Genomic DNA, 16457 nt, shown 5'->3' on the forward strand with positions numbered 1-16457 from the left:
CTGTTAATGACCTATCCGGCGATAGCCGATACCCTGACCCGCGACAACGGCGCGCCGGTCGGCGACAACCAGAACTCACAGGTCGCCGGTCCCAACGGTCCGGTTCTGTTGCAGGATGTTCAACTGCTGCAAAAGCTACAACGTTTTGATCGTGAACGCATTCCGGAACGCGTGGTACACGCGCGCGGCACCGGCGCACACGGGGAGTTCACCGCTACCGAAGATATTTCGGACCTGACCATCGCCGACGTGTTCAAAAAAGGCAGCGAAACGCCGGTATTCGTGCGTTTCTCCAGCGTAGTACACGGCAACCATTCTCCGGAAACGCTGCGCGACCCGCGCGGTTTCGCCACCAAGTTCTATACCACGCAAGGCAACTGGGATCTGGTCGGCAACAACTTCCCTACCTTCTTCATCCGCGACGCCATCAAATTCCCGGATATGGTGCATGCGTTCAAACCCGACCCTCGCACCAATCAGGATAATGACGGGCGCCGGTTCGATTTCTTCTCTCACGTTCCGGAATCCATCCGTACCCTGACCCTGCTCTACTCCAACGAAGGCACGCCGGCAAGCTATCGCAACATGGACGGCAACGGCGTCCATGCCTACAAGCTGGTCAACGCCAAAGGCGAAGTGCATTACGTCAAATTCCACTGGAAGACCCTGCAGGGCGTGAAAAATCTCGACCCGAAACAGGTAGAGGACGTTCAGGGTAAAGATTACAGCCACATGACCAACGATCTGGTGGCAGCCATCAACCGCGGCGATTATCCGAAATGGGATCTCTATATTCAGGTGCTGACGCCGGACGATTTGGCTAAGTTCGATTTCAACCCGCTGGACGCCACCAAAATCTGGCCGGGCGTGCCCGAACGTAAAATCGGCCAGATGGTGCTTAACAAGAACCCGGACAACTTCTTCCAGGAAACCGAGCAGGTCGCCATGGCGCCCGCCAATCTGGTACCGGGAATCGAACCGTCTGAAGACCGGCTGCTGCAGGGCCGCCTGTTCTCCTATGCCGATACCCAGATGTACCGGCTGGGCGCTAACGGCCTGAGCCTGCCGATCAATGCTCCGCTGAAAAAAGCCAACAATATCAATCAGGATGGCAGCCTGAACAGCGGTCACACGCAAGACAAAGGGGTGAACTACCAGCCGAGCCGTCTGTATCCGCGTGAAGAACTGGCCTCCGCGCGCTATAGCCAGACGCCGCTCAGCGGCACCACCCAGCAGCGCAAGATCCAGAAGGAGCAGAACTTCAAACAGACCGGCGAACTGTATCGCTCCTACAGCAAGAAAGATCAGGACGATCTGGTACAAAGCCTGGGTTCCGCGCTGGCGATGGCCGATACCGAAAGCAAAACCATCATGCTTTCCTATTTCTACAAGGCTGACGCGACCTACGGCACCCGTCTGACCGGCGTCGCCAAAGGCGACCTGAGCAAAGTGCAGTCGCTGGCCAGCAAACTGGCTGACTAACTGAACGTCGCCGCCCGGACATCACATCCGGGCGGCGCCAACGACCAGGGGACCGTCATCATGAAACCATTTCGTCTCTTGCTCTGCCTGCTGGCGTTGACGCTGACAACGGCGCAGGCGCAGCAACCCGCAGTGCCTGTCACCCCACCGGCATCGGGCTCTAGCGTGCCCGCCGCGCCGGCGCTAAACGAACGTCAGGTGCAGAATCAGCTTAATCAGTATTTGTGGGATGCCGCCCGCACGGGCAACGACGCCGTGATCCGGGAATTCATCAGCGCCGGTTATAACCTCAATACGCGTGATGAAAAGGGCTACACCGCGGTGATTTTGGCTGCGTACCACGGCCATTACGACACGGTTTCGCTGCTGCTCGACCACGGCGCCGACCCTTGCCAGCAGGATAATCGCGGCAATACCGCACTGATGGGTGCCGCGTTCAAAGGCGAGCTGAAAATTGCCCGTCTGCTACTGGCGGCCAAATGCAATCCGGATACCCGCAACAACGCCGGGCAGACCGCCGCAATGTATGCATCGTTATTTCAGCGTGCGGAAATTCTCAAGGCGTTACAGGAACAGGGCGCGGATATGAATGCCACCGACGCGATGGGCAATAGCGTGCAGGCGTTGGGGAAAGGAGAAGTAAAAGGGCAATAAGCGAAGTGCGTCACCTAAAATAGCACGCCCCGCATGAATCAATAACCTTCAGGCGGGGCGTGTGTTATCAGGCTGGGTTAGCATTATTCAGTCATCCCATTTGGGGCTCAGAAAAGCGGCCAGAAATCCCGGAACAACGATAACGGCCAGTATCGCTAAATAAACAGTGACCTGTTCAATCATAACAACCTCCTACATCTGCATGTAAAACGACCTCATGGTTTAACTACGCTTTCACTCACTACACGATGATTTTATCGGCCGAAAGTTAAGCAAACATTAATATCCCGTTTATTGATAAAAAATCAGAGCAGGACGAAAAACGTCAAAAGACAGGTTTCCGCTCTCTGTTGCCAACGTCATATCAGGTTCACCACCGCCAACACACACAGCGGCCATCACCGTAACCACTTCTTTAAAAAGCAGTTATTAGTCCGCAACCAGGCATTGCTCACGGATAGAACTATACGCCTAAATATATATTTAATTGTAATGCAGCTTATTGATAATAATAAAAACCTATATTTATTGTCAGCAACACAATTTTATTGTCAGCAACATAAATAAAACACAAGAAAAAATGTAATGCTTTTTGAAAACGCTGACCGACAGCCTGTCATTACAAAAAATCGAATAAAAACACCAACCTTAAAAAAACCGTTATAAGCCAGGCTGACATACGACTACACCAGCCACGTGAAGTATGAAGGATATATAACCTGCCGCACCGTAATTACATGGAGAAGACCGGTGAAAATAATAATTGCCGGATACAACAGCTACGCTCTGTGACGATGCGCGGCGAAACCGCCCTTCCGCCATGAGAATGCGGACAATGAGAACGCGGGCTGCTCTGACAGCCCGCGTGCGACAACCGGCGTCTACGAAGACGATACGCCGTTACGGTTGCTGATAGGCCAGCTTGTAGTTACCCGCAGCGACGGTTTTGAACGTCACTTTGTCGGGATACCAGCGGATTTCCACTTCAGCCTCGGTCTGCTTCTTCCAGGCTGAAGCCTGATTGCCGCTCAGAACCAGCGAATCGACCGTCGCGCCATCACCGGCGATGTTCGGCACATCCAGCGCCAGCGCAAAGGCTAGATTGGCGGTTTCAGACTGACTCAGCCCCGCCCATGCGGTACTGGTAATCGCAGCCAGATTATCGGCAGACATTCCCTGAGCCAGCAGTTTGTCAGCGCCGGCCACATCCGCAGTCAGCGCACCGATGTTCACCCACTCAGCGCCATTCCATGCATGCCAGTCGATCAAATCCGTGCTTACCGCGACCCGAACCTTACCACTGCCTTGTTCTGTGGCTGTCAGGTTCACCGAATTGATTTGGCTGAAGCGCCTCAGGTCGGTCGGCGCATTCGGGATCGCAATCTGGGTATAAGGCTGATAGGAAACCGCTACCGTCGCGTCCACAGCGCCGACCACCGTGATCGGCAATTTGTTTGCCAATTCGGAAGCCGCAATCGTGCCGGAATTGACAAAGCCGTTCAGGTTGATGGCATCCGTATTGAGTTCGGCCTGTTCGATCTTCGCCAGCTTGCCGCCCTCGACGGTATACACGTCATCACCGCTTTTCAATACCACGCCGGGAGCGTGAATCAGGGTGAAGAACGACAGCACGGCATGCTCGACCGGCGAGCTGTCCACTTTGGTAATAAAGATACGGTATTTGGCATAAACACGCTTTTTGGTCAGCAGGAAGGTTTTGATTTCCTGTTGATCGTTCCAGACAATCCCTGATTGCGAGTCCAGCGTTGCCCAGTCGTTGCCGTCGTTCGATCCCTGCAACTCGAAATCTACTGGCCGGTTGTAGTGCGGCGGCATCACATCATTACGACCCGCCAACTGATATCCCGACACCGCGGTCTCCTGCGGTAAATCAACCCGCAGCCAGCACGGCAAAGAGGAGTTGGATGACCAGCTTTGCCCGGCGCCGGTCACTTTTTTCCGGAATGCATAATAGGGCTGGGTGCCGGTATAACTTGACGACGCAGAGACGATATAACCATCCGGCGCGTTATTAGCCGTCATCAACGGCAGCAGATCGCTGTAATGAGATGCGGTTTTAACGGTCAGCGATTTTCCATCCGCCGGAATGGATACGGAGTAGAGATCGCCGTCTTTGACTAATTGACCGTCTTTGACTAATTGATAATCGCCGCCGGTAAAAGGTTTTAGCGTGCCATTCCAGACCAGCGCTGAAGTCTGGCTGTATTTGTCACGGTTTTCCGCGTCGAAAGACTCCAGAGTCAGAGACAGATTGCCCTGGCCGACCTCTTCTTTCAGAGCAAAGGCGTCGAAGCTGTAATCCATATCGCCATTAGACGATAGCGGAAAGGTGAACACCTGACCGGCTGCGGCGCCAATCTGCGTCACCACGGTATACCCCAGACCACCGCCGTTACCACCTGACCCGGTAGCGCTGATGGTCAGTTGATGGCGGGTATTGTCGTAATCCAGCATGATCCCCCGACCGGCCGCCAGCGTACTCACCAGCACTTTGCGCACCGCATCGGTAAAATCGGTGATCTGGGCGGCGGTATGGGTGTGATTGGTCAGGTCTGACTGACGCACCACATCGCTCAGCCCCAGATTAGCCACAAACTGCGCCTTATCCGGAATATCCGCGCCGTTCAGCGTTTTGTCCATCATCCGGCCAATCGCATCGCTCAGATCCGGCAGGGTTTTCACCACTACGCTCTGGCCATTGCTGTCCGTCAGGGTCACCTGACCACGCTCGGTCAACACCGTTTTCCATTGCGCCAGTTGCGCCTGATAACCGGCCAGCATCGCCGCAATCTGGGCCACATAAGCGGCGTGATCAAAGGTATCGTTGCTGCCCAATACCGGAATGGCGTAACGCACGTGGCTTTCGGTACAGCCGATATATTCGCTGGCCAGCACCAGCTCGGTATCCGAAACCACCGACTCGATTTCATAAATCCGGATTTTGCAGTCGGCAAAGATCAGCAGCATGCCGCCCGCAGCCACGCCGTTATTTTTATCCGCCCAGGCGGTGTTATTTCCCAGCAGCACTTTACTGCCGGAAAAAAGAGACAAGCTCCCCGCTTTATACCACATAAACATTTCCTTTATTTTCAGAAAAAACCCAATAATTTTCGCTATGAAATTTATTTCACAGAATATTTAGCGATAAAAAATCAGGTAACAGAGGGGAAATAAAATCAACGAGAAACATTGACCTCCAGCGTCATACGGAACTGCTCGTACTCTACATCAAAGTCGTTATATTCAATGGTGTTATGCGGTTTCAATACGGCCAGCGCCGTGCGTACCTGCTCACGCAAAGCGCGGGCCGCCGCCACGGTATGGGCATAGCAATCAACACTGACGGTAATTTGCTGATTCGACAGTTGCTGCGCGCTGTCATAATTATTTTCCTGACTCAGGGAAAAAAGAATAAATGCGCATTGCTGATATGGCGAATGGTATGAACAACAAGGTACAGCATAGGAATAAACACGACCATCAGCCAGCTTACCCAGCAGCGGATAAATATCTTCTTCAGTCATTTCTGTCAGCCTTATTTTAAAATACGCCTATCGCAAACCTTTTTTATCAGCAAGCAGCCGTTAAAAAGGTTAAGCCATGAATGAAACATCGCGCCGTTTCGATGGTTATAATAAAGAGAAATCACCTGATGTTCGCATGGTTCATGTTGTGCCATGCGCCGGCAATAAGCCAAAAGTGAAAATGCCCCAAATATCCATATGCCGGCCCCAACGTTTTGCGTTTTGAACAACTCGAGGCCGTTGGGCCTTCAGGTCAAGGCTTCATTTGCGCCTTGTCACGCGGCAAGTGAGTGAATCCCGCTGATCTTACTCAGGTAAGTGATTCGGGTAGCAGGATACGGCGCTCATCACGCCTGCATACTTGAAGTATGACGGGTATAAAACAATATTTGCGTGGAGTCACAGATTCCCCGCTGATGGCTATTTTATCCATAAGATCAGCGAATACGCCCTGACCCTCTCCCTGTGGCAAAAACTACTGTTTTGTCATGACGGTTTGACGGAGGAAAAATAACGCCGCCTGACGCATCCCGAATACGGGCGACAATTCTGAATACCGAATAATACCGCTGTCCCCAAGAACGAAGACCGATAGCCAATGATTACCAGAGAGGACACTTTTATGTGGAAACGCGTCATTTTAGCTTCAGCTGTGTGTGCGTCCCTGTCATCCGTCGCGCTGGCAGCGCCATTAACGGTGGGGTTTTCTCAAGTCGGCTCGGAATCAGGCTGGCGCGCGGCTGAAACCACCGTCGCAAAAGAGCAGGCGAAAACACGCGGCATTACCCTGAAAATCGCCGATGCCCAGCAAAAACAGGAAAACCAGATCAAGGCGGTACGCTCCTTCATCGCGCAAGGGGTGGACGCCATTTTCATCGCGCCAGTGGTGGCGACCGGCTGGGAACCGGTGCTGAAAGAAGCCAAAGAAGCCAAGATTCCGGTGATCCTGCTGGACCGCGGCATTGACGTCAAAGACGAGTCGCTCTATCTCACCACCGTACGCGCCGACAATATCAAAGAAGGGGCATTGATTGGCGACTGGCTGATTAAAAACGAAAACGGCAAAACCTGTAATGTGGTTCAACTGGAAGGCACCGTCGGCGCCAGCGTCGCCATTGACCGTAAAAAAGGATTTGAAGAAGCCATCGCCAAAACGCCGACGATTAAAATCATCCGTTCTCAGTCCGGCGATTTCACTCGTAGCGGCGGCAAGCAGGTAATGGAAAGTTTTATCAAGTCGGAAAACAACGGCAAAAATATCTGCATGGTTTTCGCCCATAACGACGATATGGTCATTGGCGCCATTCAGGCTATTAAGGAAGCCGGGTTGAAGCCGGGCAAAGATATTCTGACCGGCTCGATTGACGGCGTACCGGATATTTTCCGCGCCATGCTGGCGGGCGAAGCCAATGTCTCGGTCGAACTGACGCCGAATATGGCCGGTCCGGCGTTTGACGCGCTGGAAAAATATAAAAAGGATGGCACGTTGCCGCCCAAACTGATTCTGACGCCGTCCACGCTGTTCAAACCTGACAGCGCACAGGCCGAGCTCGATAAGAAAAAGAACATGGGATATTGATCGTTTATCGTCATCCCCGTCCTGCCACCGCCGTGGCAGGACATCGCCGGTTTTGTGAGGGAGAATCGCATGAACGGTTTCGACAATCAGGACATCCTGCGTACGGAAGGGCTGAGCAAACACTTTCCCGGGGTAAAAGCGCTGGATAAGGTGGATTTCAGCCTGCGGCGCGGGGAAATCATGGCGTTGCTGGGGGAAAACGGCGCCGGAAAATCCACGCTGATTAAAACCCTCACCGGGGTGTATCAGCGCGATGCGGGCGCCATCTACCTCGAAGGTCAGCCCATCTCGCCAAAAAACACCGCTCATGCCCAGCAGTTGGGAATCGGCACGGTGTATCAGGAGGTGAACCTGCTGCCCAATCTGTCGGTGGCGGATAACCTGTTTATCGGCCGCGAACCCAGGCGCTTTGGATTGCTGCAGCGCAAAGAGATGGAAACACGCGCCGCCGCGCTGATGTCCTCCTACGGTTTCGAACTGGATGTCCGCGAACCGCTGAACCGCTTTTCAGTGGCGATGCAGCAAATCGTCGCCATCTGCCGCGCGATCGACCTCTCCGCCAAGGTATTGATCCTCGACGAACCCACCGCCAGCCTCGACACTCAGGAAGTGGAGATGCTGTTCACCCTGATGCGTCAGCTACGCGATCAGGGCGTCAGCCTGATCTTCGTCACGCATTTTCTCGACCAGGTGTATCAGGTAACCGACCGCATCACGGTGCTGCGCAACGGCGCGTTCGTCGGCACCCGCGACACCGCCTCGCTGCCGCAGATAGAACTGGTGAAAATGATGCTGGGACGCGAGCTGGAGCAGAACGCGCTGCAACGCGCCGGCCGCACGCTGCTGAGCGACAAGCCGGTGGTGGAATTCAAGGGCTACGGCAAAAAAGGCGTTATTGAACCGTTCGAACTGGCGGTGCGTCCCGGCGAAATCGTCGGCCTTGCCGGGCTGCTGGGATCCGGCCGCACGGAAACCGCCGAAGTGATCTTCGGCATCAAACCGGCCGATCGCGGCGACGCGGTGATCAAAGGCAAGCCGCAGACGCTGCGCTCGCCGCATCAGGCCTCCTGCCTTGGCATCGGTTTTTGCCCGGAAGATCGCAAAACCGACGGCATCATCGCCGCCGCCTCGGTGCAGGAAAATATCATTCTGGCGCTGCAAGCCCAGCGCGGCTGGCTACGCCCGATCCCCCGCAAGGAACAGCAGGCCATCGCCGAGCGCTTCATCCGCCAACTTGGCATTCGCACGCCGAGCGCCGAACAGCCCATCGAATTGCTGTCCGGTGGCAATCAACAGAAAGTGTTGCTGTCCCGCTGGCTGCTGACCAAGCCGCAATTCCTGATCCTCGATGAACCGACGCGCGGTATCGACGTCGGCGCCCACGCCGAGATCATCCGCCTGATCGAAAGTCTGTGCGCCAACGGGCTGGCGCTGCTGGTGATCTCATCCGAGCTGGAGGAGCTGGTGGGATACGCCGATCGGGTACTGATTATGCGTGACCGGCGGCAGGTGGCGGAAATCCCGCTCGACCAGCTGTCCGTTTCCGCCATCATGAATGCCATCGCGGCATAAGGAGGGCATGGTGATGCCTCGATCACTGCTCACACCGGGCTCCGACAAACGCCCGTTTCGCTGGCCGCCGTTACGGTTGCCGCAAGGTATGCCGCAGATCGTCGCGCTGGCGCTGGTGCTGCTGGTGGACAGCCTGGTCGCCAGCCACTTTTTCCAGATCGTAGTACAGGATGGCCGCCTGTTCGGCAGCCCGATCGATATTCTCAACCGGGCGGCGCCGGTGGCGCTGCTGGCTATCGGCATGACGCTGGTGATCGCCACCGGCGGCATCGACCTGTCGGTCGGCGCCATCATGGCGATCGCCGGCGCGGTGGCCGCGTCGCTTACCGTGCAGGGCTACAGCCTGCCGGTGGTGCTGCTGGCGGCGCTCGGCGTCGGCATGCTGGCCGGGCTGTGGAACGGGATTCTGGTCGCGGTGCTGAAGATCCAGCCGTTCGTCGCCACGCTGATCCTGATGGTGGCCGGGCGCGGCATCGCCCAGTTGATCACCGCCGGGCAGATCGTCACCTTCAACTCGCCGCCGCTGGCGTGGCTCGGCAGCGGCGCGCTGTTCTGGTTCCCGACGCCGGTGATCATCGCGCTGGTCACATTGATGCTGTTCTGGCTGCTGGTGCGGCGAACCGCTCTGGGGCTGTTCATTGAATCGGTGGGGATCAACATCCGGGCGGCGAAAAACGCCGGGGTCAGCACCCGCGCGATGGTCACGATGACGTACATGCTGAGCGGGCTGTGCGCCGCCATCGCCGGGGTGATCGTCACTGCCGATATCCGCGGCGCCGACGCCAACAACGCCGGGCTGTGGCTGGAGCTGGACGCCATTCTCGCGGTCGTCATCGGCGGTGGTTCGCTGATGGGCGGGCGCTTCAATCTGGCGCTCTCGGTGGTGGGCGCGCTGATCATTCAGGGCATGAACACCGGCATTCTGCTGTCCGGCTTTCCGCCGGAGCTGAATCAGGTGGTGAAAGCCATCGTGGTGCTGTGCGTGTTGATCGTCCAGTCACCCCGTTTCATGACCTTGCTGAAAGGAGCTGGCCATCATGATAAAGCGTAATCTGCCGTTGATGATCACCCTGGCGGTATTCGTACTGGGTTACCTGTACTGTCTGACCCAGTTTCCCGGCTTCGCCTCCACCCGGGTGATCTGCAACATCCTCACCGACAACGCCTTTCTCGGCATCATCGCCGTCGGCATGACCTTTGTGATCCTCTCCGGCGGCATCGACCTGTCCGTCGGGTCGGTGATCGCCTTCACCGGCGTGTTTCTCGCCAAAGCCATCGGCGTCTGGGGGCTGTCGCCGCTGGCGGCGTTCCCGTTGATCTTGCTGATGGGCTGCGCCTTCGGCGCGTTCATGGGCTGGCTTATCGACGCGCTGAAAATCCCGGCGTTCATTATCACGCTGGCGGGGATGTTCTTCCTGCGCGGCGCCAGCTATCTGGTGTCGAAAGAATCCCTGCCGATCAACCACCCGATCTATGAGACGCTTTCCAGTCTGGCATGGGTCATCCCCGGCGGCGGTCGGCTCAGCGCTATAGGGTTGCTGATGCTGCTGGTGGTCGCCGTCGGCATCGTGCTGGCGCGCCATACCCGTTTCGGTAATCAGGTCTACGCCATCGGCGGCAACAGCACCTCCGCCAACCTGATGGGCATCTCCACCCGCAGCACCACCATCCGCATTTACATGCTGTCCACCGGACTGGCGACCCTCGCCGGCATCGTGTTTTCCATTTACACCTCGGCGGGTTATGCGCTGGCCGGGGTCGGGGTCGAACTGGACGCCATCGCCTCGGTGGTGATCGGCGGCACCCTGCTGAGCGGCGGCGTCGGCACCGTGCTCGGCACACTGTTCGGCGTGGCGATTCAGGGGCTGATTCAGACCTACATCAATTTCGACGGCACCCTGAGCTCCTGGTGGACCAAGATCGCCATCGGCGTGCTGCTGTTTGTGTTCATCGCCCTGCAACGCGGGCTGACCGCACTGTGGGAAAACCGCCAAAACGCACCGGTGCGCCGTATCGCCCCGCACTGATGACGGCAGAACCGGTCATCCCGCCCCAAACGTAGGTGTGAGATTCAGCTCCCCAGGTCTCACCCTACGTTTGCACTCGCCGCATTCAGCCCATGTCGCACGCCGGCGGCAAACTTGCCATCGACCGGAGTCCGCCTATGCTTGAATACAGAGATGGCGCATGTGGTCACCGGGCAACGACCCGGCATATATACATAGCGCTTTTCGCCCTTGCCACCCTTCGCTTTCCTTTCTTCACACCACCAGGTCGTACGCTGTTAAACATAACGATAGGCTGCCGTCAGCCCGGCGGTTGGCCTGCGTAACGATGTTTTCGGGTGGCTGTACGTTCATTTTTCGACGCACATTTATTTTTCGACGCACGTTCATTTTCGACACTGACACGTTCTATCGAGAGGAAATGCCATGACTCGCGCCAAAAGCCACACAGCCAGTACATCTGAAACAGAACAGCAACCGCATTACGAAAGCAGCGGACACAACCTGCTGACCCTTGATAACGCCGGGCCGATCCAGATGGGATTTTGGGTACCCAATCGGGTATGGGCCACAGCCAGATTTTTGACGCCGCTGCGCGAACATATCGCCAAAAGAAAACGGGACAATACCCTGACGCCGATGCAGCCGGTGCTCCAGAACTTTAAAAACTGGGTGACGAACCACAGCGTCTACCGCATGTGGCTCAATAGCATGATCGAACAGTCCAACGCCTACGTCGCCTCCCTGCCCGAGTCCACCCGTAAGGAAATCAGCGACGACGGCGACGCCACCTGGATCGACAGCTACGACAGCTTCTTCGAGATCCTCAACGAAATCATCACCACCTCGCCGTCATTCAATACCACCGCGCAGGTCGGGACGCCGATGAATGCGTTTCTGGCGGTGGCGATGGGGACGGAAGCGGGCGTGGCGCTGTTCCACGACGCCACGTTCAATCAGCAGTTCCGCCAGGTACTGGACGCCTGGAACAGCTTCCTGAAAAGCAGCGCCTCGCTCGACAAACTCGATATCGCACAGCCGGAAAAAGCGGGTTCCTGGATCTCTAAAGCCGCGCACCAGGCCGGCGTCTGGCACCAGATGCAGCACGATCCCAAACTGCCGGGCTACGGTTTCGCCAGCTGGAACGATTTCTTTATCCGTCAGTTCGTGCCCGGCGCCCGCCCATTCCAGGGCAATCCGAAAACGCAGATCGACATCGGCTGCGAAACCACGCCGTGGCGCTATGCCGACAAGCTGCAGTTGGAGAGCCGATTCTGGGTCAAAGACATCCCCTATTCGCTGCTCGATCTGTTCGGCGGGCAGCGGCAATGGGCCAAACTGTTCGAGGGAGGGCAGCTCTATCAGGGGTTCCTCTCCGCCACCCACTACCATCGCTGGAACGCGCCGCTGGACGGTTTTCTGGTGCGCTCCTGGGTAGAGCCGGGCACTTACTTCGCCCAGCGTCCGGGGCAGGGCGAAGATCAGGGCACCTGGGAAGGCACCGAGTCACAACCTTACCTCGGCCATGTGGCCGCGCGCGCGGTGTTTATCTTCCGGCACAAGACCTGCGGTTACGTGGCGCTGATCTGCATCGGCATGGTGGAGGTATCCAGCTGCGTGATCGAACCCAGCACCTTTATCGTTGAAGAGAGCGCCGAGCCGGTCAGCATCACCCGCGGCGTCGAAATCGGTCACTTCGAGTTCGGCGGTTCAACCCACATGATGATCTTCCAGAAAGATCGGGTGGCGCTGGAAAAATGGGCCATCGACGCCGCCCGTCACCGCAACGATAAAAATCCCACCCCGCTGGGCAGCGTGATCGCCACCGCGTTGGATCACCAAGGCCAATAAGCGCCCGCATCGGGCTCCGGCTGCGGCCGGGCCCGTTTATCAACCCGGGTCGGAGCAGCGGTGTTCCCGTCACCTGCTGCCTGGGTCGGGCCGCCCCACATCATCACCACCGACGGTTTCTTTTCTGTTAATCAGACGTTTCTTTTTTCGTGATCCCTTTCACCTTTTGCCGCCGGATGCCGATTTTTGTTATTCGCTTTGGCGCGCCGTTGCCACAATGACCACAAGTCAACACAGGAGACATCAGACCGGCCCGTCAGAGGGGCCAGGCCTGAATAATGGAAGGGTTCTCTCAGGGATGAGATTCCCCCCGAGCGCGGCGAAATGACGCAGGCCGCCCATCGGCACCCGTTTTCCATGCCGGTAAAGCGTGGCCTGCCGCTGCCGTACCGGACGCTGTCCGACCTGAATCAGACACCGAATTCGCATCCGTACTTTTGCCGCATCAGTACTTTTTCCTCATCCGTACTTTTGACCGACGTGGTTTAAACAGGTGACATAACAAGAGGATAGACCCTATGGAATACCCCGTGATTGAACCGATGGTACCGATGCCCACCCCGGTGATGTTTGACGCGCCGAGCGGTATTTTCGACTCGCTTGACGATGCGGTTCAGGCCGCGGCGCAGGCCCAGCAACAGTTGACCAGCGTTGAACTGCGCCAGCAAGTGATAAAGGCGATTCGCGTCGCTGGCGAGCGCTACGCGCAGGTGCTGGCGGAAATGGCGGTGGCCGAAACCGGCATGGGCCGCGTGGTCGATAAATACATCAAAAACGTGTCTCAGGCGCGCCATACACCGGGAATCGAATGCCTGTCGGCGGAAGTGCTGACCGGCGATAACGGCCTGACGCTGATCGAAAACGCGCCCTGGGGCGTCGTCGCCTCGGTTACCCCGTCCACCAACCCGGCGGCTACGGTGATCAATAACGCCATCAGTATGATCGCGGCGGGCAACAGCGTGGTGTTCGCGCCCCATCCGTCGGCGAAAAAGGTGTCGCTGCGCACCATCAGCCTGCTCAATAAAGCGATTGTCGCGACGGGCGGCCCGGAGAACCTGCTGGTCAGCGTCGCCGACCCGAACATCGAAACCGCGCAACGCCTGTTCCGCTATCCCGGCATCGGCCTGCTGGTGGTTACCGGCGGCGAAGCGGTGGTAGAAGCGGCGCGCAAGCACACCGACAAACGGCTGATCGCCGCCGGGGCGGGCAACCCGCCGGTGGTGGTGGATGAAACCGCCGATATCCCGAAAGCCGCCCGCGCTATCGTCAAAGGCGCCTCGTTCGACAACAACATCATCTGTGCCGACGAGAAGGTGCTGATCGTGGTGGACAGCGTGGCCGATGCGCTGCTGGCGGAAATGCAGCACAACCATGCGGTGTTGCTCACGCCCGAACAGACTGAACGCTTGCTGCCGGTGCTGCTAAGCGATATCGACGCGCAGGGTAAAGGCCGCGTCAACCGCGACTATGTTGGCCGCGACGCCACTAAACTCGCCGCCGCCATCGGGCTGGAGGTCAACGAGTATACCCGTCTGTTGCTGGCGGAAACCGATGCCAGCCACCCATTCGCTGTCACCGAACTGATGATGCCGGTGCTGCCGGTGGTGCGGGTGAAGAACGTGGACGACGCGATCGCGCTGGCGGTTACGCTGGAAAACGGCTGTCGCCACACCGCGGCGATGCACTCCACCAACATCAGGAACCTGAACCGAATGGCTAACGCCATCAACACCAGTATCTTTGTGAAAAACGGCCCCTGTATCGCCGGGCTGGGACTGGGCGGCGAAGGCTGGACTTCGATGACCATCTCGACCCCGACCGGCGAAGGCGTCACCTCGGCGCGCACCTTTGTCCGTCTGCGCCGTTGCGTACTGGTGGACATGTTCCGTATCGCCTGACCGCACGTTCGCCGCCGACAACAACCGGCGGCGACACGACACAGCAACAGGGAGCAAGGGGGAAACAGGGGATGGAATAAAGTGTGCCGCAGCGCCTGTTCCTCCCCAACCGAATGCCGTATAACGGGTAATGCGCAGGTCTGCATAAGCCCTGTCGCCGGCAAAGCCCGGCCATCATGCCTTGCGGACCTCGCCCGATATTGTCACGGAGGGGAGCTGACGATGAAACACAATCCGGTCAACCTGCATCATCTGGATGCGTTGCGCCGTCTTCCGGCAACAGCAGCGGTGTCGCCGGGCGATAACGTGCATCAACGCCAGACGCAGGACGTCTACGCCCAGTCCCGCACCATTACCGCCTGGCAGCAGATTTATGATCAGGTTTCGCCGGGGCATTTCAACGGCGAACTACAAGAAATCCTGCTCGACGGCATCCAGCTTTGTCACGAATACACCAGTCTGGCGCTGCGCCAGTCCTGCATGGTGTGGCCGGATTCCTTCTGGTTCGGCATTCCGGCCCGTCATGTCGGGACCGGGTTCATCGGCTCCCATCCCATCAGCAACAACGCGATTGCCGTCAGCCCCGGCGGTAAAGAGTTCGAACTGAACACGCCGGATGACTACGCCATTCTGGGGGTGGTGGTTTCCCGCGACGAACTGCTGCAATACACCGACGTGCTGGAAGAACCGGAACACCTGACCCGCCTGCTGGCGCAAAGCGCCACGCTGCTGGTGGAACCGCACCGGCGCGAGATCTTCTGGTCGTTTGTGCGCGAAGCGCTCTGGTATGGCGGCCATGAACCGCAACGCCTGCGACATAGCAATGCGGTCAAGGTATTGAAGCACAACCTGCTGACCACGGTGATCTCGTTTCTGGAAAGCGCCCAGCCTGCCGTCGCCAGCAGCGCGCACATCGATAAACGCATCGGCTACCGCAGCCTGATCGGCCGCGCCAGAGAATACGTGCTCAGCCAGCAGTCGGAACCGGTCACCGTGCTCGATCTGTGCCGCCGCCTGCACGTCAGCCGCCGCACGTTGCAAAACGCGTTCTGCGATGTGATGGGGTGCGGCCCCAACGCCTGGCTGAAGATGATCCGTCTCAACGCGGTACGCCGCGAGCTGGTCAGCCCCTACTCCCGCCACCGCACCGTGCAGGATGCCGCCATGCAGTGGGGATTTTGGCACCTGAGCCAGTTCGCCTGCGATTACCAGCGGCTGTTTGATGAAAAACCATCGGTAACGCTAAAAGCACGATTAGCCGGATAGGATAAAAGAAGGGAAAGCGGCGGTCTGGGGGTCATAGGCGTCGGACGGTGTATGACGAGCCGACCGAAATCGGCTCGTTATCTCAGGCGATTATCAGGCGATCAATCCTGCCATTTTTCAATAATGACTTTCACCGTGCCCGAATTGTCCACGCGCTGCCAGTCCTGAAGGAACAAGTCGAAGCCCCCGGTTTGCGGGAACGCATGGATGATGGCGGCGGCATGCATCCCGTCGTCATTCAGGCCGTAATAGCTGACCGCGGCGGTCTTATCAGAGGTGCTGGTGCGGTCATATACCATCAGCGCCGCTGATTTGGAGCTCGTGTTACCAGCCTGTCCAGTTGCGTAGTCAACACCCGCTGAAGTCGGATCAATACGAAAACGATAGACCCCCGATGCAATCGTGGTTTCATTGTAAGCCTTTCCCCCCGGAACAGTATTGTTATACCCATCCAGCGTCACGGTTTTATACGGCTGCCAGCCGGCCACCGCCGAGTAAGACGCCAGTAGCGAAGCCGTAGCCACTAAAATGTTAGTCACCTTGTTCATGATTCAATATCCTTCTGAATAAATTGATTAGCCGTCAGATAATTACCCAAATGTCT

13 protein-coding genes are annotated in these 16457 nt (G+C 57.4%); 9 read left to right on the top strand and 4 right to left on the bottom strand.

Features of this window, described 5'->3' with window-relative positions; all coding sequences use genetic code 11:
* Positions 1-6 precede the first annotated feature (6 nt).
* Positions 7-1482, top strand: coding sequence for a catalase KatB (gene katB / locus DXX3274_RS17120; RefSeq protein WP_193747088.1), 1476 nt, complete (start codon positions 7-9; stop codon positions 1480-1482).
* 60 nt (positions 1483-1542) lie between these two features.
* Positions 1543-2136, top strand: a complete 594-nt coding sequence (locus tag DXX3274_RS17125) for an ankyrin repeat domain-containing protein (RefSeq protein WP_042860795.1) — start codon at positions 1543-1545, stop codon at positions 2134-2136.
* Positions 2137-2223: 87 nt separating this feature from the next.
* Here the strand turns inward: DXX3274_RS17125 and mgtS are convergent, their stop codons facing one another.
* From mgtS to DXX3274_RS17135, 3 genes are all read right to left on the bottom strand, one after another.
* Positions 2224-2319 (bottom strand): protein MgtS, encoded by a 96-nt coding sequence (gene mgtS, locus DXX3274_RS23820; RefSeq protein WP_022634566.1) that lies wholly within the window; start codon positions 2317-2319, stop codon positions 2224-2226.
* A gap of 717 nt (positions 2320-3036) precedes the next feature.
* On the bottom strand, positions 3037-5229 hold the full coding sequence (locus DXX3274_RS17130; RefSeq protein WP_042860796.1) for a discoidin domain-containing protein: 2193 nt from the start codon (positions 5227-5229) through the stop codon (positions 3037-3039).
* A gap of 104 nt (positions 5230-5333) precedes the next feature.
* On the bottom strand, positions 5334-5681 hold the full coding sequence (locus tag DXX3274_RS17135; protein WP_042860797.1) for a DUF3168 domain-containing protein: 348 nt from the start codon (positions 5679-5681) through the stop codon (positions 5334-5336).
* Positions 5682-6303: 622 nt separating this feature from the next.
* On the opposite strand from DXX3274_RS17135, the gene ytfQ reads away from it, so the two are divergent.
* From ytfQ to eutR, 7 genes are all read left to right on the top strand, one after another.
* Positions 6304-7260, top strand: coding sequence for a galactofuranose ABC transporter, galactofuranose-binding protein YtfQ (gene ytfQ, locus DXX3274_RS17140; protein ID WP_042860798.1), 957 nt, complete (start codon positions 6304-6306; stop codon positions 7258-7260).
* Positions 7261-7329: 69 nt separating this feature from the next.
* Positions 7330-8832 carry a galactofuranose ABC transporter, ATP-binding protein YtfR gene (gene ytfR, locus DXX3274_RS17145; RefSeq protein ID WP_042860799.1) on the top strand — a complete coding sequence of 501 codons (1503 nt, stop codon included), beginning with the start codon at positions 7330-7332 and terminating at the stop codon, positions 8830-8832.
* 13 nt (positions 8833-8845) lie between these two features.
* Positions 8846-9883, top strand: coding sequence for a galactofuranose ABC transporter, ATP-binding protein YtfT (ytfT, locus tag DXX3274_RS17150; protein ID WP_038921093.1), 1038 nt, complete (start codon positions 8846-8848; stop codon positions 9881-9883).
* Positions 9870-10859, top strand: a complete 990-nt coding sequence (gene yjfF, locus DXX3274_RS17155; protein ID WP_042860800.1) for a galactofuranose ABC transporter, permease protein YjfF — start codon at positions 9870-9872, stop codon at positions 10857-10859. Before ytfT ends, yjfF begins: the two co-directional genes overlap by 14 nt.
* Before the next feature lie 405 nt (positions 10860-11264).
* Complete coding sequence (locus DXX3274_RS17160; RefSeq protein WP_042860801.1) at positions 11265-12689, top strand: phosphatidylserine decarboxylase family protein; 1425 nt, start codon at positions 11265-11267, stop codon at positions 12687-12689.
* Positions 12690-13231: 542 nt separating this feature from the next.
* Positions 13232-14587, top strand: a complete 1356-nt coding sequence (locus tag DXX3274_RS17165) for an aldehyde dehydrogenase family protein (RefSeq protein WP_050569965.1) — start codon at positions 13232-13234, stop codon at positions 14585-14587.
* Between the two features lie 222 nt (positions 14588-14809).
* Positions 14810-15853: an HTH-type transcriptional regulator EutR gene (gene eutR / locus DXX3274_RS17170; protein ID WP_042860804.1), complete on the top strand. Its 1044-nt coding sequence runs from the start codon at positions 14810-14812 to the stop codon at positions 15851-15853.
* A gap of 101 nt (positions 15854-15954) precedes the next feature.
* Here eutR and DXX3274_RS17175 read toward each other — a convergent pair whose 3' ends face one another.
* Positions 15955-16401 (bottom strand): hypothetical protein, encoded by a 447-nt coding sequence (locus DXX3274_RS17175; RefSeq protein ID WP_042860805.1) that lies wholly within the window; start codon positions 16399-16401, stop codon positions 15955-15957.
* Positions 16402-16457: the final 56 nt, after the last annotated feature.

This window comes from Dickeya sp. NCPPB 3274, assembly GCF_000406205.1.
GTDB classification, from domain to species: domain Bacteria; phylum Pseudomonadota; class Gammaproteobacteria; order Enterobacterales; family Enterobacteriaceae; genus Dickeya; species Dickeya fangzhongdai.

Bases quoted from the DNA above. Each gene is read 5' to 3' on its own strand.
- DXX3274_RS17160 (WP_042860801.1), top strand. From the start codon at position 11,265: ATGACTCGCGCCAAAAGCCACACAGCCAGTACATCTGAAACAGAACAG.
- ytfQ (WP_042860798.1), top strand. From the start codon at position 6,304: ATGTGGAAACGCGTCATTTTAGCTTCAGCTGTGTGTGCGTCCCTGTCA.
- DXX3274_RS17175 (WP_042860805.1), bottom strand. From the start codon at position 16,401: ATGAACAAGGTGACTAACATTTTAGTGGCTACGGCTTCGCTACTGGCG.
- katB (WP_193747088.1), top strand. From the start codon at position 7: ATGACCTATCCGGCGATAGCCGATACCCTGACCCGCGACAACGGCGCG.
- yjfF (WP_042860800.1), top strand. From the start codon at position 9,870: ATGATAAAGCGTAATCTGCCGTTGATGATCACCCTGGCGGTATTCGTA.
- DXX3274_RS17165 (WP_050569965.1), top strand. From the start codon at position 13,232: ATGGTACCGATGCCCACCCCGGTGATGTTTGACGCGCCGAGCGGTATT.
- ytfR (WP_042860799.1), top strand. From the start codon at position 7,330: ATGAACGGTTTCGACAATCAGGACATCCTGCGTACGGAAGGGCTGAGC.
- mgtS (WP_022634566.1), bottom strand. From the start codon at position 2,319: ATGATTGAACAGGTCACTGTTTATTTAGCGATACTGGCCGTTATCGTT.
- DXX3274_RS17130 (WP_042860796.1), bottom strand. From the start codon at position 5,229: ATGTGGTATAAAGCGGGGAGCTTGTCTCTTTTTTCCGGCAGTAAAGTG.
- ytfT (WP_038921093.1), top strand. From the start codon at position 8,846: ATGCCTCGATCACTGCTCACACCGGGCTCCGACAAACGCCCGTTTCGC.
- eutR (WP_042860804.1), top strand. From the start codon at position 14,810: ATGAAACACAATCCGGTCAACCTGCATCATCTGGATGCGTTGCGCCGT.
- DXX3274_RS17125 (WP_042860795.1), top strand. From the start codon at position 1,543: ATGAAACCATTTCGTCTCTTGCTCTGCCTGCTGGCGTTGACGCTGACA.
- DXX3274_RS17135 (WP_042860797.1), bottom strand. From the start codon at position 5,681: ATGACTGAAGAAGATATTTATCCGCTGCTGGGTAAGCTGGCTGATGGT.